Raw genomic sequence first — 21,182 nt, 5'->3', positions numbered from 1 at the left:
GGGGCGACCGTCAGGCCTTTGCCTCAACAGCCAGCTCGCTTTCCTGCAACGCGCGCCACATCACCTTGCCACTGCCGCTCTTAGGCAAGGCGGGCACAAACTGCACGATGCGCGGCACCTTGTACACCGCCATGTTCTCGCGGCACCAGTCAATGATTTGCTGCTCGGTGGTGTCCTTGTGGGTAGCGCGCAGCACCACCACCGCTTTCACCGTTTCGCCCCGGTAGCTGTCCTTGGCGGCGATGATGCAGGCCTCTTGAATCGCTGGGTGGCGGAACATCAATGCCTCCACCTCGGCCGGCCAGACCTTGAAGCCGCTGGCGTTGATCATGCGCTTGAGCCGGTCCGTCAAAAAGAAATAGCCGTCTTCATCCATACGCCCCAGGTCGCCCGAGCGGAAAAACCGCTTGCCCTCGAACTCGATGAACGCCGAAGCCGTGGCGTCGGGCCGCTTCCAGTAGCCCTCAAACACCTCGGGGCCGTGGATGATGATCTCGCCCTGCTCACCCACAGGCACCTCCTGCAGCGTGTCAGGGTCAATCACCCGGGCATCAGTGCTCATGAAGGGGATTCCCAGGCACTGCTGCTTGGGATTGTCAGGCGGGTTGGAGTGCGACGGCGCAGCGGTTTCGGTCAGTCCATACCCCTCGGCATAACGCAGCCCATATTGCTCCAGCAACCGCTGTGCTACCGCCTGCGGCATGGCTGCGCCGCCACCGCCGATGTAGACCAGGCTCGACAGGTCATAGCTTGCAAAATGCGGGCTGGCCAGCAGGTCAATGACCATGGTGGGGATATTGGTCCAGTTCGTCACCTGCCAGCGTGAAATCAGGCGGCCCGCCAAATCGCGGTCCCATCGGGGCATGATCACAATGGTGGCAGCACTGTAGATCGAGGCATGCATCACGCTGACCATGCCGGTGATGTGGAACATGGGCACCACCGCCAGAGTAACGTTGTCGGCCGACCCAGCCCCCCAAAGCGCACTGGCCACCGCGTTGTGCATGATGCTTTTGTGCGGGTGCATACACCCCTTGGGCAGCCCGGTGGTGCCGCTGGTGTAGGGCAACAAAGCCAAGTCCTGCGGCCCCACCGCCAGGGCGGGCGGTTCGCTGGTGCAGGCGATGGCATCGCTCCAGGCATGTGCCTGGCCTTGCTGCAGCGCAGGCAAAGGGTGGCGCGTGCCCAGCCAGTCTGCCCACGCAGGGGGCGGAGCATCATCACCGCTCACGTTGGCATCGAACGCATCAGTGAACTGGGTGACGACAAGGTGCGCCAGGCGCTCGGCTGGTGGCAATGCATCACTTGCGTGAACCCATTCAGCTGCCAGGTCGCCCGTGGTGATGGCGACCTTGGTGTCGGGATCGGTGATGTAGTGCTTGAGCTCTTCGGCCCGGTTCATCGGGTTGACGGGCACTACCACCGCGTTGGCCCGCAAAATGGCAAAGTGCGCCATCACGAGTTGAGGGCAGTTCTGCATGCACAGCGCCACGCGATCGCCCCGTTTCACACCCAAAGTCGCCAAGTAGGCAGCCAGGCGCTCAGCGCCCTCCTTGAGCTGACGATAAGTCAGCGTACGACCAAAGAAAACCAGCGCCACCTTGTCCGGATAACGCTGGGCGCTGATGGCCAGGTTGTCCCACAGCGAGGTGGATGGAACAGTGATGGCATGGGGCAGACGACGGGGCCAGAACTTGTGGTGCGAGCGCATAGGGCGAACAGTCTCCTTTGCCTGCAAGCCTAGATGCCTACAGGCAAGCGGGCAATGGGGATCGCCCGCCAGGCCGTCACCAAGGTGACCGAGACACAGGCATCGCCGTCACAGCCGCCTGCGTGATCTGCTGAGCCCCTCGTGTGCCTTGATGGGCAAGGCACAGCGCATGCAGCAAAGCCCCACCGTTAGCTGTTCACCTGCGCCCACAGCTTGTCCAGCCGCTTCACGCTCACCGGCTGGGGCGTGCGCAGCTCTTGCGCGAAGAAGCTCACGCGCAGCTCTTCCAGCAGCCAGCGCAGCTCTTGCATGCGGGCGTCCACCGCGCCCTTGCGCTCGGCCACCAGACGCCAATAGCGCTGCTCCTGCGGGCGCAATTCGGCAAGTTTGGCAGCATCGCGGGCGGGGTCAGCCCGGTACTTGTCCAGGCGCAGAGTGACCGCTTTGAGGTAGCGCGGAAAGTGCGCCAGTTGCGCCCAAGGGGCCTGGGCAATGAACTGCTTGGGCATCAGGCGCTGCAGCTGCTGGGCCACATCGGCCGTGGCGTCCGGCGCGTTCTTGGTGTCCTTGAGCTTACGGACGGCAGCCGCGTATTCGATGAGGATGGTGCCCGCCAGCCGGGCCACCTCGTTGGCAATCAGCGTCAGGCGGCCCCGGCCTTCTTCCACTCGGCGTTTGAAGGCCGCCTCGTCGGTGGGCAGCGGGTCGAGCAGAAAAGCGCGGTCCAGGGCCACGTCGATGATCTGGGCACGCAGCTCTTCCTGCGTGCCCAGCGGCATATAGGCCACAGCCATCTTCTGCAGGTCGGGGATGTTCTTTTCAAGGTACTTGAGCGCGTCCTTGATCTGCAGCGCAAACAAGCGACGCAGACCCGCACGGTGCTTGGTGGCCGCCACCTCAGGCTCGTCGAACACTTCGATGGTGACCGCATCACCGCCATCGATCAGCGCCGGGAAGCCCACCAGCGTCTGTCCGCCCTTTTTGATTTCCATGAGTTCGGGCAGCTCACCAAACGTCCAGGTGGTGTAGCGCTGGCCCGCCGGGACTGCTGGCGCAGAAGCTGGTGCAGGGGCAGCCTTTGCTACATTTTTGCTAGCTGCCTGCGCTTTACCTTCGGGCGCTACAGCCGTATTTTGCTCTAATCCACTCTGCCCGCCCAGCTTGAGCCCCGCCAGCGCCTGGAAGGCCCCCCGCGCCTTGGCGCCCCATTCGGCCTTGAGCGCGCCCAAGTTGCGGCCATGGCCGAGCTGGCGGCCGTGCTCATCGACCACGCGGAAGTTCATGAACAAATGCGGGCTGAGCATGTCGAGCTTGAAGTCCGCCCGCTTCACATCCAGCGAGGTCTCGTCGCGCACTTGCTTGAGCAGCGCATCCGTCAGGCTGCCGGAGCCAAAGCGCTCAGGCGCAGTGAACAGCTCGGCCAGCCGCGTGGCCGATTCGGGCAGCGGCACAAAGCGGCTGCGTGGGCGCTGGGGCAGGCTTTTGAGCAGCGCCTGAATCTTGTCCTTGAGCATACCGGGCACCAGCCATTCACAGCGCTCCTCGCTCACCTGGTTCAGCACAAACAGCGGCACCGTCACGGTGATGCCGTCGCGCGCATCGCCGGGCTCGTGCAGGTAGCTGGCGGTGCAGTCCACGCCGCCCAGGCGCACGGTCTTGGGGAAGGCGCTGGTGGTGATCCCCGCGGCCTCGTGTCGCATCAGCTCGTCGCGGGTGAGCTTGAGCAGCTCGGGGTTGGCGCGGCTCGCGTCTTTGTACCAGCGCTCAAAGCTTGCGCCACTGCACACGTCCTGCGGCACCTGCTGGTCGTAGAAAGCGTAGATCAGCTCGTCGTCCACCAGCACGTCCTGGCGGCGGGATTTGTGCTCCAGCTCTTCCACCTTGGCGATCAGCTTCTGGTTGGCGGCCAAAAACGGCAGGCGGGTTTCCCACTCGCCCTGCACCAGGGCCTCGCGCAGGAAGATGTCGCGCGCGCCGTGCGGGTCCACCTTGCCAAAGTCCACCCGTCGGTTGTTGTAGATGACGATGCCGTACAGCGTGGCGCGCTCCAGCGCGGTGACCTGGGCGGCCTTCTTCTCCCAGTGCGGGTCCAGCATCTGCTTCTTGAGCAGGTGGCCGCCACTCTGCTCTATCCATTGCGGCTCGATCGCGGCAATGCCCCGGCCAAACAGGCGCGTGGTCTCCACCAATTCGGCCGCCACGATCCAGCGACCCGGCTTCTTGTTCAGGTGCGCGCCCGGGTGCTTGTAAAACTTGATGCCGCGCGCGCCCAGGTACCAGTCGTCCTCGTCGCTCTTGCAGCCCACGTTGCCCAGCAGGCCCGCCAACATCGAGAGGTGAATTTGCTCGTAGCTGGCCGGTTGCGTGTTGATGCGCCAGCCATGCTCCGTCACCACCGTGAGCAACTGTGTATGGATGTCGCGCCACTCGCGCAGGCGGCGGATGCTGATGAAGTTCTGCCGCAGCAGCGCTTCGTACTGGCGGTTGCTGAGCTTGTGCGTGGGCGCGGCCTCCGGCGTTGCGGCGGGTGCAGGCGCTGGCGCGGCGGCCCGCTGCCCCACGGGCAAGATGGCTTGCGAAGGCGCTTTCTTGAGCGCCATGGCCTTTTGCGCGCGCGCCGAAGGCAGGCTGGGCGCCCCGCCCCGGGCCTCGCTGATCCACTTCCACAGCTTCAGGTAGCCGCTGAATTCACTCTTCTCGTCATCAAACTTGGCGTGCGCCTGGTCGGCCTGCTGCTGTGCTTCCAGCGGGCGGTCGCGCACATCTTGCACGCTCAGGGCGCTGGCAATCACCAGCACCTCGTCCAGCGCTCGGCGTTCGCGGGCTTCCAGAATCATGCGGCCCACGCGCGGGTCCAGCGGCAGCTTGGACAGCTCCACACCCATGGGCGTCAACTCGTTCGCATCGTCCACTGCGCCCAGTTCGGACAGCAACTGGTAGCCGTCGGCAATGGCGCGGCCCGAAGGCGCCTCGATGAACGGGAACTGAGCCACATCGCCCAGGTGCAGCGACTTCATGCGCAGGATGACGCCGGCCAGCGAACTGCGAAGAATTTCCGGATCGGTAAAACGCGGGCGGCTGTTGAAGTCCGCCTCGTCATACAGGCGGATACAGATACCGTTGGCCACGCGGCCGCAACGACCCGCCCGCTGGTTGGCGGCAGCCTGGCTGATGGGCTCGACCAGCAACTGCTCCACCTTGCTACGGAAAGAATAGCGCTTCACGCGCGCTGTGCCTGCGTCAATCACGTACCGGATGCCCGGCACAGTGAGCGATGTTTCGGCCACGTTGGTGGCCAGCACAATGCGGCGGCCCGTGTGGCCGTCAAAGATGCGATCCTGCTCGGCCTGCGACAGGCGTGCAAACAGCGGCAGCACCTCGGCATTGCGCATCACCGGCTGGTGCGACAAGTGCTTGCGCAGGTGGTCGGCCGCCTCGCGGATTTCGCGCTCGCCGGGCAGGAAGATCAATATGTCTCCACCCGCATTGCCCTGCCACAGCTCATCCACCCCATCGGCAATGGCCTCGTTCAGGCCATAGTCGCGGCTGTCTTCAAACGGGCGATAGCGCTGCTCCACCGGAAAGGTGCGGCCCGACACCATGATGACGGGCGCTGGACCCTTGGCGCTCTCGAAATGCTTGGCAAACCGGTCGGCATCGATGGTGGCCGAGGTGACGATGACTTTCAGATCAGGCCGGCGCGGCAGGATCTGGCGGATGTAGCCCAGCAGAAAGTCGATGTTGAGGCTGCGTTCGTGCGCCTCGTCGATGATGAGGGTGTCGTAGTTTTTCAGCAGTGGGTCGGTCTGCGTCTCTGCCAGCAAGATACCGTCCGTCATCAGCTTGACGGACGCGTCGCGGCTCAGCCGGTCCTGAAAGCGCACCTTGTAGCCCACCACTTCACCCAGCGGCGTCTTCAGCTCTTCGGCAATGCGCTTGGCCACGCTGCTGGCGGCAATGCGGCGCGGCTGGGTGTGGCCAATGAGCTGGCCTTTGTGCCCCGGCTTGGCGTTGCACTTGCCCCGGCCCAGTGCCAGCGCAATCTTGGGCAGCTGCGTGGTCTTGCCAGAACCCGTCTCGCCGCACACGATGACGACCTGGTGCTTTTCGATGGCAGCCATGATCTCTTCGCGCTTGCCGGATACGGGAAGCGACTCGGGAAACTCGATACGGAGGGGGGCTGCGGGGCGCGAAGGGGTGCGGGGTAGCTCGGGCGGACGCTGTTCTAAAGACATAGCCCTGCATTATCGATAGCCACGCCCCTGTTCCGCCCGAAACAAACCGTGGCCACGCTGCCTCCACGGTTTCATACCGCTGTTTTTTTACACACACCGGCGCTTGGCATGCTTATGATGCGCGACTTGGCGACCCAGGCGGTCGCCTTTCGCTGTCTGTGCCCCTGCATATTCCAAGGCCTCTTGCCCACCGCCATGTCTGCCGTTTTCAATTTCACTTTCGTGCCCTGGTTCCGGTCGGTGGCGCCTTACATCCACAAGTTTCGCAACCAGACCTTTGTGATCGGGCTGACGGGTGAGGCCATTGCCGCCGGTAAGCTGCACAACATTGCGCAAGACTTGGCGCTGATTCAGGCCATGGGCGTCAAGATCGTGCTGGTGCACGGCTTCCGCCCTCAGGTGAATGAACAGTTGGCCGCGAAGGGGCATGCCGCCAAATACTCTCACGGCATTCGCATCACGGATTCGGTGGCGCTGGATTGTGCGCAGGAAGCCGCTGGCCAGTTGCGTTATGAGATTGAAGCCGCCTTCAGCCAGGGGTTGCCAAACACGCCCATGGCAGGCGCCACGGTGCGGGTAATTTCAGGCAACTTTCTCACCGCACGGCCCGTGGGCATTGTGGATGGGGTGGATTTCCAGCACTCTGGCCTGGTGCGCAAGGTGGATGTGGCCGGTATCCAACGCACGCTGGACATGGGCGCGCTGGTGCTGCTGTCGCCCTTTGGCTTCTCACCCACCGGTGAGGCGTTCAACCTGAGCATGGAAGAAGTTGCCACCAGCGTGGCGATCGAATTGCGGGCAGACAAGCTGATTTTCCTCACGGAAGTCCCTGGCATTCGCATGCAGCCCACCGACCCCGAGAGTGAGGACAACCCCATCGACACCGAACTGCCGCTGGCGGCAGCACAGGCCTTGTTGGCAAAGCTGCCGCCCGCGCAGCAACCGACTGATACGGGGTTTTATCTGCAGCACTGCGTGAAGGCCTGTAAAGCCGGCGTGGAGCGCAGCCACATCATTCCGTTTGCACTCGACGGCTCGCTGCTGCTGGAGGTGTATGTGCACGATGGCATCGGCACCATGGTCATCGACGAGAAGCTGGAAGAGCTGCGCGAGGCCACCATTGATGACGTGGGCGGCATCTTGCAACTGATCGAGCCGTTCGAGAAAGATGGCACGCTGGTCAAGCGCGACCGCACCGAAATCGAGCGCGACATCGCCACCTACACCGTGATCGAGCACGATGGGGTGATTTTTGGTTGCGCAGCCCTGTACCCTTACCCCGAAGCCAAGACGGCGGAGATGGCGGCGGTCACCGTATCGCCCCAAAGCCAGGGCACGGGCGACGGAGAAAAGCTGCTCAAACGCATTGAGCAGCGCGCCCGCGCCATGGGGCTGGACAGCATCTTTGTGCTGACCACCCGCACCATGCACTGGTTCATCAAACGAGGCTTCCAGCCCGTGGACCCTGACTGGCTGCCCGATGCACGCAAGCGCAAGTACAACTGGGACCGCCGCAGCCAGGTGCTGGTGAAAAAGCTCTGATTTCCTGCCCTGCGAGCTGCATGTGCAGCCATGCCGGGCAGCCCTGACGGCCCAAAGCGACTACAACGCCACGGCCTCGAAGGCCGGGTAAAGCTCGTCGATCCAGTGGTTGAGCTCATCCTGCGTGACATGCAAGTGGTCCATGCATGCCTGGCCGTGCAGCGTCCATTCACGGGTTGGCGTCAGGTTTTCGTGGTGGTGGACCAAATATTCCGCCAGCAACCCCAGCGCTACCAAATGCCGCACGGTGGCATCGAATCGTTCATCGCTCAGGCAGGAAAAGTCGTGGTGCAGCCAGATGGCCTGGGCCACATCAGGGGGCAGATGCCAGGTGCGCGCCACGATGGCGCCCATCACCGCATGGTCCGTGCGGTGCGCGGCATTCTCGGTTTGCGTGAAGGTGCGGTCTTTGCGCGCCAGGGCTTCTGTCACTGTGCCCGCATAGCCGCGCACCGCCTTCACCAGCACAGGCATGCCCACATGGCAAAAAAGACCAAAGCTGTAGCCCAGACCCGGGTCGAAGCTGTAAAGCTGGCGGCCAATGTGTTCGCAGGCGATGGCCTTGCGCTGCGAGCTTTCCCAAAAATGTTCCAGCAGCGGAGTACGCACATGCAGGGCATTGCGGGTGATGAACGCGGAAAGCAACTCCAGGGCAGGCTGCAAGCCCAGCACCGTGAGTGCCATGCCCACGGTCTGCACCGGCTGTGCCAAGCCGTACAACGGGCTGTTGGCGGTGCGGATCACCGCAGCCGCCATGGCCACATCTGACGAAGCCAGCTGCTCCAGAGCCTGCGAATCGAGCTCGGGGGCGGAGGCAATCTCTTGCAACCTCACCAGCGAGTCTGGGCAAGGCGGAATGACGATGGCGCGCACGCTGGGGTGGGCGCGGGCGGTCTCGATGTCATGGTCTATGGAGTGGGAGGTTGCGGCGGGGGATCGCACTGACATCAAAGCCGGCATGGTCGCGCTTTCGGTACGGGTTCGACACGGTTTCAATTGGTTGCATTGTGCAGCCAAAAGATAGGCAGAAGGCTCTGCCGCACGGAAACGAGGGGGCATTGCGCAATGCCCGCCTTCCCAGCACCTCAAATACCAGCGCCGCCCACGCCTTGCAGTCCCGCGCGGCTGTCCAGGCTGTTGCGCCCCGGCATGGTCTCGCCCAGGTAGTCCAAAAACCGCCGCACTGCGGGCGAAAGCCCCCTGCGAGACGCGAACACTGCATGCACGATGGCAGGCTGAGGCGCCCAGTCGGGCAGCACGCGCACCAGGCGCCGGTCGCGCATCTCCTCCTGGCACATGTAATCGGGCAGCCAGCAAATACCCGTACCCGCCACGGCGGCAAATTTGAGGGTGAGCAGGTCATCTGCCACGTAGCGCGGGGTGTAATGCACCACCTGGTGGGCGCCACCGGGGCCGATCAAGTTCCAGGAAGCCCGCCCGTCGGGCGCCGACATGGCAATGCTGTCCAGTTTGGCAAGGTCTTCCAGCTTGGTGGGCGTGCCCTGGCGAATGAGCAAGTCGGGGCTGGCCACCAGCACCTGGCGGGCTTGGTCCAGGCGTTTGACCACCATGCTGGCACTGTCTTCGAGCGAGGGACGCACCCGCAGCGCCACGTCAATGCCCTCCTCCACCACGTTCACCGCCCGGTTGGTCACCTGCATTTCCACACGAACCAAAGGATGCTGGGCCAGGAAGGCGGGCATCAATTCAGCCAACACGGTCTGGGCCAGGGTGACGGGGCAACTCACCCGCACGGTGCCACGCGGCTCGGTCTGCACCTGGGCCACTGCATCAGCCGCCGCCTGGGCCGATTCGCGAATGGACTGGCAGTGCCGCAGGTAAGCCTCTCCCACTTCGGTCAATGACAGCTTGCGGGTGGTGCGCTGCAAGAGCCTCACGCCCAGATGGGCTTCCAGATCAGACACACGCCTGGACAGTCGCGATTTGGGAATGCCCAGCGCCCGGCCGGCGGCAGCAAAGCCGCCACGCTCCACCACCTCGGCAAAGTACAGCATGTCGTTCAGATCTTGCATGTCGCGCTCCCTCCGTTGTCAGCTTGAATACTGTTCCATTAATAGAACAATCTATCGCGATTCGGGCGGCTTATCAAATTTTGTGAACAAATCGACAATTCTTCTCAAGCCGTGACCGTCGCGGCAACTTAACGAGGAGAACACCATGCAACTGCTTCACATCGACTCATCCATCACTGGAGATGCTTCCGTTTCGCGTCAACTCACGGCCCAGGTCGTGGAAGCCTGGAAGGCCAGCCACCCAGGCACCCAAGTCACTTACCTGGACCTGGCTGTCAACGCCCCCAACCATTTCACGATGGACGCAATGGCCCCCCGCACTGGCCAGACCGACGGTTTGACAGAAGCGCAGAAGCGTGAAAACGCCGTGTCCGAACAGCTCGTGAGCCAGTTCCTGGCAGCAGACGTGGTGGTCATTGGCGCCCCGTTCTACAACTTTGGCATCCCCACCCAGCTCAAGGCCTGGATTGACCGCATCGCCCAGCCTGGCCGCACATTCAAATACGGTGCCAACGGCCCCGAAGGCCTGGCCAAGGGCAAGACCGTGATCGTGGCATCTGCCCGGGGTGGCGTTTATTCGACCAGCGCTGGCGGCCAGGCCATGGAACACCAGGAAAGCTACCTGCAGACCGTGATGGGGTTCTTTGGTGTGACGGACGTGCGCTTCGTGCGCGCCGAAGGCGTCGCCATGGGGCCTGATGCCAAAGCGCAAGCCCTGGCTGCCGCCGCCGAGCACACACGCCAGCACACAGCGGCCTGACCGTCGCCACAAAGCCCCGGCTTCTGAATGTTGCACCCATGCGCAACATTCAGAAGCCGGGGCTTTTTTCATTTGCAAACAATTATTACCCCTACGCACAAAAAACCAGGCAGTAATGTCACACTTACACTGTAAGCATCTTTCGGTGGTGTACGAGATGTGAGTGGGTACCTGGGACGATTGATTTGGCAGCTTCGTATGTGCGTCGGTTGTTGGCGTTTTTGGTCTGTGGCCTTCCCTTCATGGGCTGGGCCCAGGCGGTAGCATTCATCAATCCGGGCCATCCAGACGAGCCGTATTGGCGCACGGTCAGTGAGTCGATGAACGCTGCCGCGCGCAGTCTGGGTGTGCCACTGGAAGAATATTTTGTGCGGCGAGAGCACCTGCGCTCGTTTGAAATCGCCCGCTCCATCGTCGCCCGTCCGGCTGACAAACGACCCGACTACGTCATCCTCACCAACGACTACGGCACCGGCCCCGAGATGCTGCGGATTTTCGAAGGCAGCGGCATCCGCGTGTTCCTGGCCTTCAGCACCCTCACCGCCGCCCAGAAGGCAGAAAACGGCGGGCCACGGGAGCGCTTCAGTCACTGGATCGGATCACTGGAACCACGGGCCGCGGATGCCGGATATCTCACCGCCCAGGCACTGATTGCCGCGGGCAGAGCCCAACGCGCCCATGGCCCGGATGGCAAGCTGCATCTGTTGGCGATTGCGGGGGACCGGTCCACCACCTCCTCCATCCAGCGCAACGAAGGCATGCTCAAGGCCGTGGGTGAGGCACCCGATGTGGTGCTGCACCAGACGGTGTACGCGGGCTGGTCGCGCACCAAAGCTGAAGAGCAGATGACCTGGCTGCTGCAGCGCCACCCCCAGGCCCTTCTGGTGTGGACGGGAAGCGACCTGATGGCTTTTGGCGCCATGGATGCACTGGCCAAGGCCGGCACGGCAGCGCCTGGCCAGGACATGTGGTTCAGCTCCGTCAATACCACCACAGAAGCCATCAAGCGCTTGCGCAACGGGCAGCTCACAGCGTTGGCAGGCGGGCATTTCATTGCGGGTGCGTGGGCCTTGGTGATGGTCTATGACTACCATCGCGGGCGCGACTTCGCCTCCGAAGGGCTGGAGCTGGAACGCCCCATGTTCGCCCTGCTTACCCCTGATCTGGCCCACCGCTACCAGCAGCGCTTCGGTAACGGCTTTGCCAGCCTGAACGTGCGCAGCTACAGCAAGGTGCTCAATCCCAAGGTGAAGCGCTACCAGTTTGGCTTCGAGCAGCTGCTTTAATCGCTGTATGACTGCGCGTCCCTTTCGCTCCATTGCCAACGTGCTGATCCAGCGCACCATTGTGCTGGCGGTGCTGTGCATGGTGGTCGTCTTCCTAGTGCAGAGCTGGCTGCTGCGCTCTGAACACCAAAGGCAGTTCGAGGCCGTGATGAGCGATGTGGCCAACACCAGCGTGCCCCTGCTGGCCGCCGCGCTGTGGGACATTGAAACCCAGGCCGTGCAGGCCCAGCTGCAATTCATTGCCAAGAAGCCTGCCATCGGTTTTGCCCGGCTGCAGGCTGCCGGGGGCCAGGTGTTTGAGGCGGGCAACTCTGAACTGGCACAGCAAGAAGCGATACGCAGCATCACCATCTACGCCCCGCACGGCACCCAGGCGCTGGGCGTGCTGCACCTGAGCGGCAACCCGCAGTACCTGTGGCAAGGGTTGCAGGCCGAGGCACTGCGCATCTTGCTGGGCTACAGCGCACTCACCGCCAGCATTTGCGCGCTGATCGCCTTCATGCTCAAGCAGCTGCTGCAAAAGCCGCTGTCCACCGTTGCCGGATTTGCGAGTGAGCTCACTCCCCACCAGCTGACCACCCCTTTGCGGCTGAACCGAGCCCCCCAACCCCACAGCGATGAGATTGACCTGCTGGAACAGGGCGTGGTCAAGCTGCAGACGGCATTGCACGAGCACATCCACAACCTTGACGACCTGGTGAATGAACGCACGGCCCAACTCGAAAAGCTGCTGGAGGAGATACGGCACCTGTCCGTCACCGATGGCCTGACCGGCTGCTACAACCGGCGTGCGCTGCAAGACAAGCTGCCCGAGGAAATCGAACGCGCCCAGCGTTACCACCGCCCGCTGGCGGTGGTGTTCATGGACATTGACCACTTCAAGCAGTTCAACGACCAGCACGGCCACCAGTTGGGCGATGAAGTGTTGCGCAGCGCGGCAAAGCATGTCGCTGGCACGCTGCGCCAGGGGGTGGACTGGATTGCGCGCTACGGCGGTGAAGAGTTTGTACTGGTGCTGCCCGAGACCCCGCTCGAAGCCGCCATCGCCATTGCCCACCGGCTGTGCGACGCCCTGCCACAGCACGCGGTGCCCAACCCCCGGGGGGGCTCGGTGTACATCAGCGCCAGTTTCGGGGTCACGGCCTACCGGCCGGGCGAGGATGCCCTTGCCCTGCTCTCGCGCGCCGACGCCCTGGTCTACCAGGCCAAGTCGGCAGGCCGGCAACAGGTGGTTGCTGGCGCTTGAACGAGCAAGTCGCGCACCGGGCACAATCGCTACCAAATCAATAGCTGGTAGCGCTTACCCAGAGTGCCTTAGAGGCCAATTTCACTTAAATAACCGGCGAGGGGGCTGCATCACCCACTCCACTGCCTGAGCGGGTGGCGGCGCGTCATTCAGCGCATTCACCCCAGCACAGCCGAAAAAAAGCGGGCCGCAGCCCGCTGAGTGTTGGAGCCTGGGCACCGACGTCGCCACCAGCACCCACCTGACCCTTAGAAACCAGGGATCACAGCGCCCTTGAACTCGGTCTGGATGAACTTGCGCACTTCTTCCGACTGGTAGGCCTTGACCAGCTTGGTCACCCAGGGCTTGTCCTTGTCGGCTTCGCGCACAGCAATCAGGTTGACGTAGGGGCTCTTCGCGCTTTCCTGCGCAATGGCGTCCTTGGCAGGGTTCAGGCCTGCGGACAGAGCGAAGTTGGTGTTGATGGCAGACGCGTCCAGGTCATCCAGCGAACGGGGCAACTGGGCGGCGTCCAGCTCCACGAACTTGATCTTCTTGGGGTTGTCGATCACATCCAGCGGCGTAGCCTTCAGGCCCGCTTCGGGGCGCAGCTTGATCAGGCCCTTATCCTGCAGTACCAGCAGCACGCGGCCGCCATTGGTAGGGTCGTTCGGAATACCGAACTTCGCACCTTGCTTGAGGTCGTTCAGGCTCTTGATCTTCTTGGAGTAGATGCCAATGGGGAAGTTAACGGTGTAGCCCGCAGGCACGAACTTGTAGCCACGATCCTTCACCTGCTGGTCCAGGTAAGGCTTGTGCTGGTAGCTGTTGGCGTCCAGGTCACCCGAAGCCAGCGCGGCATTGGGCTGCACGTAGTCGCTGAACTCAATGACCTGGATCTTCAGGCCGTCTTTCTCGGCAACCTTCTTCACCACTTCAAAAATCTGTGCGTGGGGGCCACCCGTCACGCCAATTTTCAAGGGCTTGTCTTGCGCCATGGCGCTGGCAGAGAAACCAGACACCAGGGCCAGCGCGAGGGCGGATTGCAACAGAGAGCGCTTGTTCACAGAAAACACCTTTCGTATGGAGATGTTTCCGATCGTACGCAGCAATTCTTAAAACTCAAAAGAATAAGTTTTAATTATCTTAGCCAGCAATTGACATGAAGCACATCAACGGTGGCAGCCACGATCGCATGCAGGCTGGGCCCGCCAGCCTCAATGCGCTCCGCGCAGTGCCACGTTGTTGAGCTTGTCCAGGCGTTCTGGCCAGGGCCCGCCCTCGGCGGCTTGCAGCAGGATGCGCGTCCAGGCCACCCAAGCGTCCCACTGCACGCGCTTGTCCCACGAATTGCCCCAGGCGCTGAACAGGTGCAACGCGCTGCTGGCGGCCTGCCTGGCATCGTCGTGACGGCCAGTGGCAAGGTACAACTGCGCCAGTACCATTTGCGGCTCGCCCACCCAAGGGTTGTGGCGCACCGCGCTTTCAAGCACACCCGTGGCCACGTCCAGGTCCACCAAAGGCTGGTCTTGCTGGATGACCGACCAATACAGCGATGCCGCTGCGGCCTCGTTGGCAGCCGACAAATGGTGATTGCAATGGCCAAACACCGGCGGTGTGGGCAGCAAGCCCTTGAGGCCGGGATGCTTCAGCGCTTTGGACAGCCCATTGATCTGGTGCACCATGCGGCCCGTGGGGCGCATGGGCCCCGGCCACAGCGATGCAGCCCAGTGCACCGCCTGCGGCCGGTGCTGCACATGCGGAAAGCGCGAGTAGATATCGTCCTGCCAGCTGAACCACTGCTCAATGGTGTCTGCCATGCTCACGATGGTGAAGGCGGCCACCTCGTAGGGCGTGAGCCGGTGCTGCGTGGCGTCCTTGTCGAGCAGCAGGCTACCGTCCTCCTCCATGCCCTGCCCCAGCACCTTCTGCACAAACTGCGTGCGCGACTGCGTGCAAAACAGGTAGACCAAGTGCTCGGCACTCTCGCCCACCAGCTCACGCAGGCGCGCACGTTCGCTGGCAGGGTCAAACTTGACCAGATCCACAAACGCATTGCCATACACGCTGTGCAGCAAGCCCAGCATGCGCACATCGCGCGGTTGCTGCCACACGGTGAGCGAACGGGTCACCCCCACCAGGTGGTGCCGGAAGGTGCCCGCCTTGTGCCAGTCCTGCCCCACATTGCGGGCCAGCACGGTGGGCAGCACGGGCGCCAGTTCAGGGTCGCGGGCCAGCCACTCGTCATCCAGCAGGGGCTGGGCGCGGGCAAACAGGTCAGGGTCGAAGGTCTGGAACGGAATGGGCATGGTGGTGTTGTCTCCAATCGGGGTTGAGTGGCGTGCTCATGCGGCACGTTGTGGTGCGCCAAGTATGGCGCGAACACACCGAGAAGCCACGCGGTAAAGCCCTTGCCAGAGCAGAACGGTTGGAACAGAAGCTGCTTTGCCTGATACTGCACCAACGTTGTGCCGCGCTTGGCTGCCGGCCATCGCGCCGGGCCTCTCTGCGGCTTCCCCCTCTTTCTTGGCTGACCCACACCTTCCACCAGGCATGGACCACAACCTGACCTTGATCACCACCATCGCTGCCGGATTTGGCGGGGCGCTGGTGCTTGGCTTCATCGCCGAAAAGCTGCGCCTGCCGGCCCTGGTGGGCTACCTGCTGGCCGGCATTCTGATTGGCCCTGCCACGCCGGGTTTTGTGGCCGATGTGCACATGGCCTCGCAGCTGTCTGAAATCGGCGTGATGCTGCTGATGTTTGGCGTGGGCCTGCACTTTTCACTGGGCGACCTGCTCTCGGTGCGCCGTCTGGCGGTGCCAGGCGCGGTGGTGCAGATGAGCGTGGCCACCCTGCTGGGCATGGGACTGGCATGGTGGATGGGCTGGGGCGTGGGCAGCGGTTTGATTTTTGGACTGTCGCTCTCGTGCGCAAGTACGGTGGTATTGCTCAAGGCCCTGGAGGCGCGGGGCGTGCTCGATTCGATGAACGGCCGCATTGCCGTGGGCTGGCTGGTGGTGGAAGACCTGGCCTGCGTGCTGGTGCTGGTGCTGATGCCGCCGCTGGCCGGTTTGCTGGGTGGTGGCGCAGCGCCTGCCGAAGAGGCACGCCCGCTGTGGCAGGCCTTGGGCCAGACCCTGCTGCAGGTGGCGGCATTCATCGCCCTGATGCTGCTGGTAGGCCGCCGCGTGCTGCCCTGGCTGCTGTGGCAGGTGGTGAAAACAGGCTCGCGCGAATTGTTCACGCTGTCGGTGATTGCTGCAGCCATCGGCATTGCCTACGGGGCTTCGGCGCTGTTCAGCGTTTCGTTCGCGTTGGGAGCCTTCTTTGCTGGCACGGTGATGCGCGAATCGGCCCTCAGCCACCGCGCTGCGCAAGAGTCGCTGCCGCTGCGCGATGCGTTCTCGGTGCTGTTTTTTGTATCGGTGGGCATGCTGTTTGAGCCCAGGGTGCTGGTGGAGCAGCCGTTGCCCGTGCTGGGCGTGGTGGCCATCATCATGGTGGGCAAATCGCTGGCGGCATTGGCGCTGGTGCTGTCGTTCCGCTACCCCTTGAACACGGCCCTGACCGTGGCGGCCAGTCTGGCGCAGATTGGCGAGTTTTCGTTCATCCTGGCCGGCCTGGGCGTAGCCCTGGGGCTGCTGCCCGCCGTGGGCATGAGTCTGGTGCTGGCGGGCGCCTTGATCTCGATTGCGCTGAACCCCTTGCTGTTTGCGGCCATTGCGCCGCTGCAAGCCTGGCTGCTCAAACGCTCGGAACTGGCCCGCGAGCTGGAAAGGCGCGACGACCCCTTTGCCGAGTTGCCCATGAGTACCGAACGCAAATATCTGGAAGGGCAAGTGGTGCTGGTGGGCTACGGCCAGGTGGGACGGGGCATTGCCAAGGCACTGGCTGCAGCCAGCATTCCCTGCATCGTGGCCGAACAAAACCGGGAGCTGGTGGAATCACTGCGCCACGCGGGCATTGCCGCCGTGTCGGGCAACGCAGCAGAGCCGGAAGTGCTGATCCAGGCCCATATCGCCAACGCCGCCATCCTGGTCATTGCCATCCCAGACACGCTGCATGTGCGGCAGATGGTTGAAATTGCCCGTGCGCTGAACCCCAACATCGAGATCGTGGTGCGCAGCCACAGCGAAGAAGAATCAGCCCTGCTGCGCGCCGACCAGGTGGGCACGGTGGTGGTGCGCGACGAAGCACTGACCCAGGCCATGACGCGGCATATCCTGCAGCGCTTCGAGGCCGACCCGGCATCAGCATCCGGCCCCCTGCAGGCGAGCCCGCAGCACTGAGGGCGGCGGGCTTCTGCGGATTCAGGGCTCTACAGGCAGCGGCCGCACCAGCCGCACCGGCAGCTTCGCGTCCTTGCTCACGTCCTTGCGCGACTCCCCCGTGCGCAGGTTCACCGCCCAGCCATGCAAATACGACATCTGGTTGACCGTGCTGCCGGTGCGGCTCTGCATCGCGTTGCCATAGGCGTATTGGTTTTGCTGCGCCGACTTCACGTCGGAGGTCGATGTCCAGGTCCAGTCCAGCGGCGCGGCGGGGAACACCGTCAAATCCAGCCCCGGTGGCTGGGCCGATTTGTTGAACAGACGCTGCAGCTCTGGAACGCGCGGCAGGCGCCAGTTCACGCCCTCAGCCTTCCAGCGCTCCACCGCACGGGCCCGGGCCTCGGCGCGGTCCAGCATCAGCGGCTTGCCGGTGCAGGTTTTGCCATCCCAGGCCATGCCCTCCACGCAGCGCGCCCAGATCAGTTTGAGCCGCTCATCGGTGACGTAGGTGCCGTCTGCAGACACCACCAGCCCGTTGGCAGCCACCGGTTCGGCCTGCGCTAATGCGGCACCCGCGCTGGCAAGGCCCAGCCAGGCCATGCACGCGCCCCGCAGCGTGGCCACAGCGGCCCTGCGAGAGATGGACAGAGGTTGAAGACGTTTCATGGCAGCCATTCTTTCATGCACCCGGCCAGGCCGGTAATGCGTTTGTACATCCGCGCGGCCACTTTGCCCAGTTCACCACGGCGCGCTCTGATGCAGATCCAATGCAGTGCTCTGGAGCCCCGCCCTGCTTTTGCACAGGGTTGTGGTCTAGGGTCAATGGCGGCCAATCAATTTGAAACAAAAATAGCTGCCAGCGCTTATCTGGAAAGCGCTGGCAGCTATCAAAAGAGAAGCAAATCGCAGCCGTGGGCTGCGAAGCCCCCAGGCTTTAGCGGTGGCTGAGCTTGCGCACCGCCCAGTCACCCAGGCTTTGCACAGCCTGCACAAAGAAAATCAGCACCAGCACCACGGCCAGCATGATTTCCGGCAGGAAACGCTGGTAGCCGTAGCGGATGCCCAGGTCACCCAGCCCGCCGCCGCCAATGGCGCCCGCCATGGCAGAGTAGCCCGTCAGGCTCACGAAGGTAATGGTCAGGCCCGCCACAATGCCGGGTAGCGCCTCGGGCAACAGCACCTTCCAGACGATCTGGCTGGTGGTGGCGCCCATGGCCTGGGCGGCTTCGACCAAACCGTGGTCCACCTCACGCAAGGCAGACTCCACCAATCGGGCCACAAAGGGCGCCGCAGCAATGGTGAGCGGTACCACGGCGGCGGCCGTGCCGATTGACGAGCCCGTCACAAAGCGCGTGAGCGGAATGATGGCCACCAGCAAGATGATGAATGGCGTGGAACGTACCGCGTTCACCACCCAGCCCACCAGCTTGTTGACGGGGCCGTTTTCCAGCACGCCGCCATGGTCAGTCAACCGCAGAAACACGCCCAGGGGAATGCCCAGCAGAGCCCCCACCACGCCTGAAATGCCCACCATGACGATGGTTTCCCACAGCGAGGTGACGAACAGCTCCAGCATGGCTTCGGTGAAATTTGCAAACATGGCCCTTACCTCCCGCTCTCAACAACTTGCACTTCCACGCCGCTGGCGCGCAAATGCTCTACCGCCCCGTTCAGGCGCGCTGGCTCGCCCGTGACATACAGCGCCAGCGAGCCAAAGGTCTGGTCCTGGATTTCATCGACCTGCCCGTGCAGGATGCTCATGTCCACGCCGTACTCGCGCACCATGCGCGACAGCACCGGCTGGTAGGCGTTGTCGCCCGAGTACGACAGCCGCAGCAACTGGCCTACATGCCCCGGCGCCGTCGTGCGCAACTGGCTGGCCAGCTGTTGCACATGCTGCAGCACGCTGGCGGGCAGCTCTTGCGGCAGGATTTCGTCGATCAGGCTCTTGGTGATGGGCTGCTGCGGGCGGGTGAACACGTCCAGCACGCGCCCTTGCTCCACGATCTGGCCAGCATCGATCACGGCCACGCGGTCGGCCACCTGCTTGATGACCTGCATCTGGTGGGTGATGAGCACCACCGTCAGGCCCAGCTCACGGTTCACTTGGCGCAGCAAGTCGAGGATCGAGCGGGTCGTCTCCGGGTCCAGCGCCGAGGTGGCCTCGTCGCTGAGCAGCACCTTGGGCCGGCTGGCCAGCGCGCGTGCAATGCCCACGCGCTGCTTTTGCCCGCCACTGATCTGCGCGGGGTAGCGGTCGGCCAGCGCGGCCAGGCCCACCAGCTCCAGCAGCGGGCTCACGCGTTCGCGAATGGCGGCTTTGTCCATGCCCGCCAGCTCCAGCGGCAAAGCCACGTTGTCGTACACGGTGCGTGACGACAGCAAGTTGAAGTGCTGGAACACCATGCCGATGTCGCGGCGCGCCTCGCGCAACTGCGAGTCGTTCAACTTGGTCAGGTCGCGGCCATTGACGATGACTTCGCCCCGCGTGGGCCGGTTGAGCAGGTTGATAACGCGCACCAGCGAGCTTTTGCCCGCGCCGCTGCGCCCGATGATGCCGAACACCTCGCCTGGGGTGATCTGCAGGTCAATGCCCCGCAGGGCCTCCACCGGGCCTTGTGAACCCTGGTACGTCTGGGTGATGCCCCGTAAATGAATCATGCAAACAAATCGCGCCGCCCAGGTGCATCACCCGCTGCGGCGCTGGAAAGTTGGGTAAGGGGGTGGACTGTATAACTTCGCTATAAAAAATCAAACCATCGAATAATTACGTCATAAGAAGCGCAGGTTATTAGGCTGCAGCACTGCGCAGACGCAACGACTGCGAAATGACTACGCCCAACGCAATCACCCCCACCGCCGCCGCCGTGAACACCGGCACCAGCCAGCCCCTGTCCACGCTCAATGCCATCAGAAACACCCCGGCGGATTGCCCCAGAAACAGCAGGCACGCAAACAGCGTAACCGCCATGCCCCGCGCCTGCGGCGCCATCTGTGTGGCCTGCGTCTGCAGGGTGTTGTGCAGCATGTAAAAGCCCAGCCCCGCCGCAAAGCAGCCCGCCACAGCCCATGCCACAGAGGGCGACCAGGCCAGTAACAACAAGCCGGTGGCGATGGCGCTGGCACCCAGCAGCGCCAACCCATGCTCACCCAGCAAAGCCAGCCAACGGCGCGCGAACAAGCTGTACACCAGACCGCCAATGCCATACAGCACCATCACACCGCCCGCCGCCGCTGCCGAGAGGCCATACCCCTCCACCATGCGGCTGGGCACAAACGCCAGCGTGCCAAACGCCAGTGCGCCTTCAATGGTGACCACGGTGAGCACCCAGCGCACGCGCGGCATGGCCAGCAGCTGGCGGGTGTTGGCAAGGTAAGCGGCCAATGAAAAAGGCGCAGAGGATTCATGCACGCCGCCAACACCTGGCGTGGTGGCCTTCACCTGCCGCCACAGCAGCGTGGCGGCCGTGGCAAACAAGAACGCCAGCACGCCAAACGCCACGCGCCAGCCCAGCGCCTCTACCGCAAAGCCGCCAAACCACTGGCCGGCCATCATCCCCGACACCGTGGCCACCATCAGCCCGGCCAGGGTTTCCTGGCGCTGTTCGTAGGGCACCTGATCGCCAATCCAGGCCATGCACAGCGGGATGATGCCCGCCGCCGAAGCGCCCATGGCCGCCCGCGACACCACCAGCGCCGTGAGGTTGGGCGCCAGCGCCGTGATGGCGCTGAAGAGCGCACACGCCGACGTGGCCCCCAGCACCACGCGGGTTTTGCCCAGCCGGTCGCCCAGCGGGCCATAAAACAGTTGCAGCACGCCATACGCCACCGCAAAGGCCGCGATCACGGCCGAGGCGTCGCCGGTGCTGACGTTGAACTCCTGAGACAAGGCCGGGAGCATCGGGTCGCACACGCGCATCGAGGCCATGCTGGCAAAAGCCGCCAGCGCCATGAAGCGCAACGTACGTTGGGTGGATTCAGGGGAAGTGGAATGCATGGCGGCGATTGTCACGGCTTCGTCAACGAAGCGCTGGTCGGGGTCTGCAAGGCCCTGCATTCAAGCGCGAGGCGGAAATGCAAACAAAAAAAGGCCGACTGCCACCCAGGGCAATCGGCCT

15 protein-coding genes are annotated in these 21,182 nt (G+C 63.5%); 5 read left to right on the top strand and 10 right to left on the bottom strand.

Features of this window, described 5'->3' with window-relative positions; genetic code table 11:
• Positions 1-10: 10 nt before the first annotated feature.
• Together AADJ04_RS03910 and hrpA are read right to left on the bottom strand one after the other, a co-directional pair.
• Entirely contained in the window at positions 11-1,711 is a 1,701-nt protein-coding gene (locus AADJ04_RS03910; RefSeq protein ID WP_341238811.1) for a long-chain fatty acid--CoA ligase, read from the bottom strand.
• A 188-nt stretch (positions 1,712-1,899) separates the two neighbouring features.
• Positions 1,900-5,946 carry an ATP-dependent RNA helicase HrpA gene (gene hrpA, locus AADJ04_RS03905; RefSeq protein ID WP_341238810.1) on the bottom strand — a complete coding sequence of 1,349 codons (4,047 nt, stop codon included), beginning with the start codon at positions 5,944-5,946 and terminating at the stop codon, positions 1,900-1,902.
• A gap of 195 nt (positions 5,947-6,141) precedes the next feature.
• Here hrpA and argA point away from each other — a divergent pair, with 195 nt between their 5' ends.
• On the top strand, positions 6,142-7,488 hold the full coding sequence (gene argA, locus AADJ04_RS03900; protein WP_341238809.1) for an amino-acid N-acetyltransferase: 1,347 nt from the start codon (positions 6,142-6,144) through the stop codon (positions 7,486-7,488).
• 60 nt (positions 7,489-7,548) lie between these two features.
• Here argA and AADJ04_RS03895 read toward each other — a convergent pair whose 3' ends face one another.
• Together AADJ04_RS03895 and AADJ04_RS03890 are read right to left on the bottom strand one after the other, a co-directional pair.
• The gene (locus tag AADJ04_RS03895; protein WP_341238808.1) at positions 7,549-8,448 is read right to left on the bottom strand and encodes an HDOD domain-containing protein; all 900 of its coding nucleotides are present in this window, start codon (positions 8,446-8,448) and stop codon (positions 7,549-7,551) included.
• A gap of 125 nt (positions 8,449-8,573) precedes the next feature.
• Positions 8,574-9,521 (bottom strand): LysR family transcriptional regulator, encoded by a 948-nt coding sequence (locus AADJ04_RS03890; protein ID WP_142084384.1) that lies wholly within the window; start codon positions 9,519-9,521, stop codon positions 8,574-8,576.
• A gap of 145 nt (positions 9,522-9,666) precedes the next feature.
• On the opposite strand from AADJ04_RS03890, the gene AADJ04_RS03885 reads away from it, so the two are divergent.
• From AADJ04_RS03885 to AADJ04_RS03875, 3 genes are all read left to right on the top strand, one after another.
• On the top strand, positions 9,667-10,281 hold the full coding sequence (locus AADJ04_RS03885) for an FMN-dependent NADH-azoreductase (protein ID WP_198847022.1): 615 nt from the start codon (positions 9,667-9,669) through the stop codon (positions 10,279-10,281).
• Positions 10,282-10,466: 185 nt separating this feature from the next.
• Positions 10,467-11,567, top strand: coding sequence for an ABC transporter substrate-binding protein (locus AADJ04_RS03880; protein ID WP_341238807.1), 1,101 nt, complete (start codon positions 10,467-10,469; stop codon positions 11,565-11,567).
• A 7-nt stretch (positions 11,568-11,574) separates the two neighbouring features.
• The gene (locus AADJ04_RS03875) at positions 11,575-12,813 is read left to right on the top strand and encodes a diguanylate cyclase (RefSeq protein WP_341238806.1); all 1,239 of its coding nucleotides are present in this window, start codon (positions 11,575-11,577) and stop codon (positions 12,811-12,813) included.
• 248 nt (positions 12,814-13,061) lie between these two features.
• Here the strand turns inward: AADJ04_RS03875 and AADJ04_RS03870 are convergent, their stop codons facing one another.
• Both AADJ04_RS03870 and AADJ04_RS03865 read right to left on the bottom strand, forming a co-directional pair.
• Complete coding sequence (locus tag AADJ04_RS03870) at positions 13,062-13,859, bottom strand: MetQ/NlpA family ABC transporter substrate-binding protein (RefSeq protein ID WP_341238805.1); 798 nt, start codon at positions 13,857-13,859, stop codon at positions 13,062-13,064.
• 150 nt (positions 13,860-14,009) lie between these two features.
• Entirely contained in the window at positions 14,010-15,101 is a 1,092-nt protein-coding gene (locus AADJ04_RS03865; RefSeq protein WP_341238804.1) for a tetratricopeptide repeat protein, read from the bottom strand.
• 244 nt (positions 15,102-15,345) lie between these two features.
• Here AADJ04_RS03865 and ybaL point away from each other — a divergent pair, with 244 nt between their 5' ends.
• Positions 15,346-17,082 carry a YbaL family putative K(+) efflux transporter gene (gene ybaL, locus AADJ04_RS03860; RefSeq protein ID WP_341238803.1) on the top strand — a complete coding sequence of 579 codons (1,737 nt, stop codon included), beginning with the start codon at positions 15,346-15,348 and terminating at the stop codon, positions 17,080-17,082.
• 21 nt (positions 17,083-17,103) lie between these two features.
• Here ybaL and AADJ04_RS03855 read toward each other — a convergent pair whose 3' ends face one another.
• The 4 genes from AADJ04_RS03855 to AADJ04_RS03840 form a co-directional block, all read right to left on the bottom strand.
• Positions 17,104-17,730, bottom strand: a complete 627-nt coding sequence (locus AADJ04_RS03855; protein WP_341238802.1) for a DUF1566 domain-containing protein — start codon at positions 17,728-17,730, stop codon at positions 17,104-17,106.
• Positions 17,731-17,998: 268 nt separating this feature from the next.
• A complete protein-coding gene (locus tag AADJ04_RS03850) occupies positions 17,999-18,664 on the bottom strand; it encodes a methionine ABC transporter permease (RefSeq protein WP_044402037.1) in 666 nt (221 codons plus the stop codon).
• Positions 18,665-18,669: 5 nt separating this feature from the next.
• Positions 18,670-19,725 carry a methionine ABC transporter ATP-binding protein gene (locus AADJ04_RS03845; RefSeq protein WP_341238801.1) on the bottom strand — a complete coding sequence of 352 codons (1,056 nt, stop codon included), beginning with the start codon at positions 19,723-19,725 and terminating at the stop codon, positions 18,670-18,672.
• 130 nt (positions 19,726-19,855) lie between these two features.
• A complete protein-coding gene (locus AADJ04_RS03840) occupies positions 19,856-21,061 on the bottom strand; it encodes an MFS transporter (RefSeq protein WP_341238800.1) in 1,206 nt (401 codons plus the stop codon).
• Positions 21,062-21,182 lie beyond the last annotated feature (121 nt).

The sequence above is a fragment of the uncultured Acidovorax sp. genome (assembly GCF_964021665.1).
GTDB classification, from domain to species: Bacteria; Pseudomonadota; Gammaproteobacteria; order Burkholderiales; family Burkholderiaceae_C; genus Acidovorax; species Acidovorax temperans.
This window is presented reverse-complemented; position numbering and strand designations above follow the sequence as displayed.

Bases quoted from the DNA above. Each gene is read 5' to 3' on its own strand.
- AADJ04_RS03845 (WP_341238801.1), bottom strand. From the start codon at position 19,725: ATGATTCATTTACGGGGCATCACCCAGACGTACCAGGGTTCACAAGGC.
- hrpA (WP_341238810.1), bottom strand. From the start codon at position 5,946: ATGTCTTTAGAACAGCGTCCGCCCGAGCTACCCCGCACCCCTTCGCGC.
- AADJ04_RS03890 (WP_142084384.1), bottom strand. From the start codon at position 9,521: ATGCAAGATCTGAACGACATGCTGTACTTTGCCGAGGTGGTGGAGCGT.
- ybaL (WP_341238803.1), top strand. From the start codon at position 15,346: ATGGACCACAACCTGACCTTGATCACCACCATCGCTGCCGGATTTGGC.
- AADJ04_RS03895 (WP_341238808.1), bottom strand. From the start codon at position 8,448: ATGCCGGCTTTGATGTCAGTGCGATCCCCCGCCGCAACCTCCCACTCC.
- AADJ04_RS03875 (WP_341238806.1), top strand. From the start codon at position 11,575: ATGACTGCGCGTCCCTTTCGCTCCATTGCCAACGTGCTGATCCAGCGC.
- AADJ04_RS03885 (WP_198847022.1), top strand. From the start codon at position 9,667: ATGCAACTGCTTCACATCGACTCATCCATCACTGGAGATGCTTCCGTT.
- argA (WP_341238809.1), top strand. From the start codon at position 6,142: ATGTCTGCCGTTTTCAATTTCACTTTCGTGCCCTGGTTCCGGTCGGTG.
- AADJ04_RS03865 (WP_341238804.1), bottom strand. From the start codon at position 15,101: ATGCCCATTCCGTTCCAGACCTTCGACCCTGACCTGTTTGCCCGCGCC.
- AADJ04_RS03850 (WP_044402037.1), bottom strand. From the start codon at position 18,664: ATGTTTGCAAATTTCACCGAAGCCATGCTGGAGCTGTTCGTCACCTCG.
- AADJ04_RS03910 (WP_341238811.1), bottom strand. From the start codon at position 1,711: ATGCGCTCGCACCACAAGTTCTGGCCCCGTCGTCTGCCCCATGCCATC.
- AADJ04_RS03840 (WP_341238800.1), bottom strand. From the start codon at position 21,061: ATGCATTCCACTTCCCCTGAATCCACCCAACGTACGTTGCGCTTCATG.
- AADJ04_RS03855 (WP_341238802.1), bottom strand. From the start codon at position 17,730: ATGAAACGTCTTCAACCTCTGTCCATCTCTCGCAGGGCCGCTGTGGCC.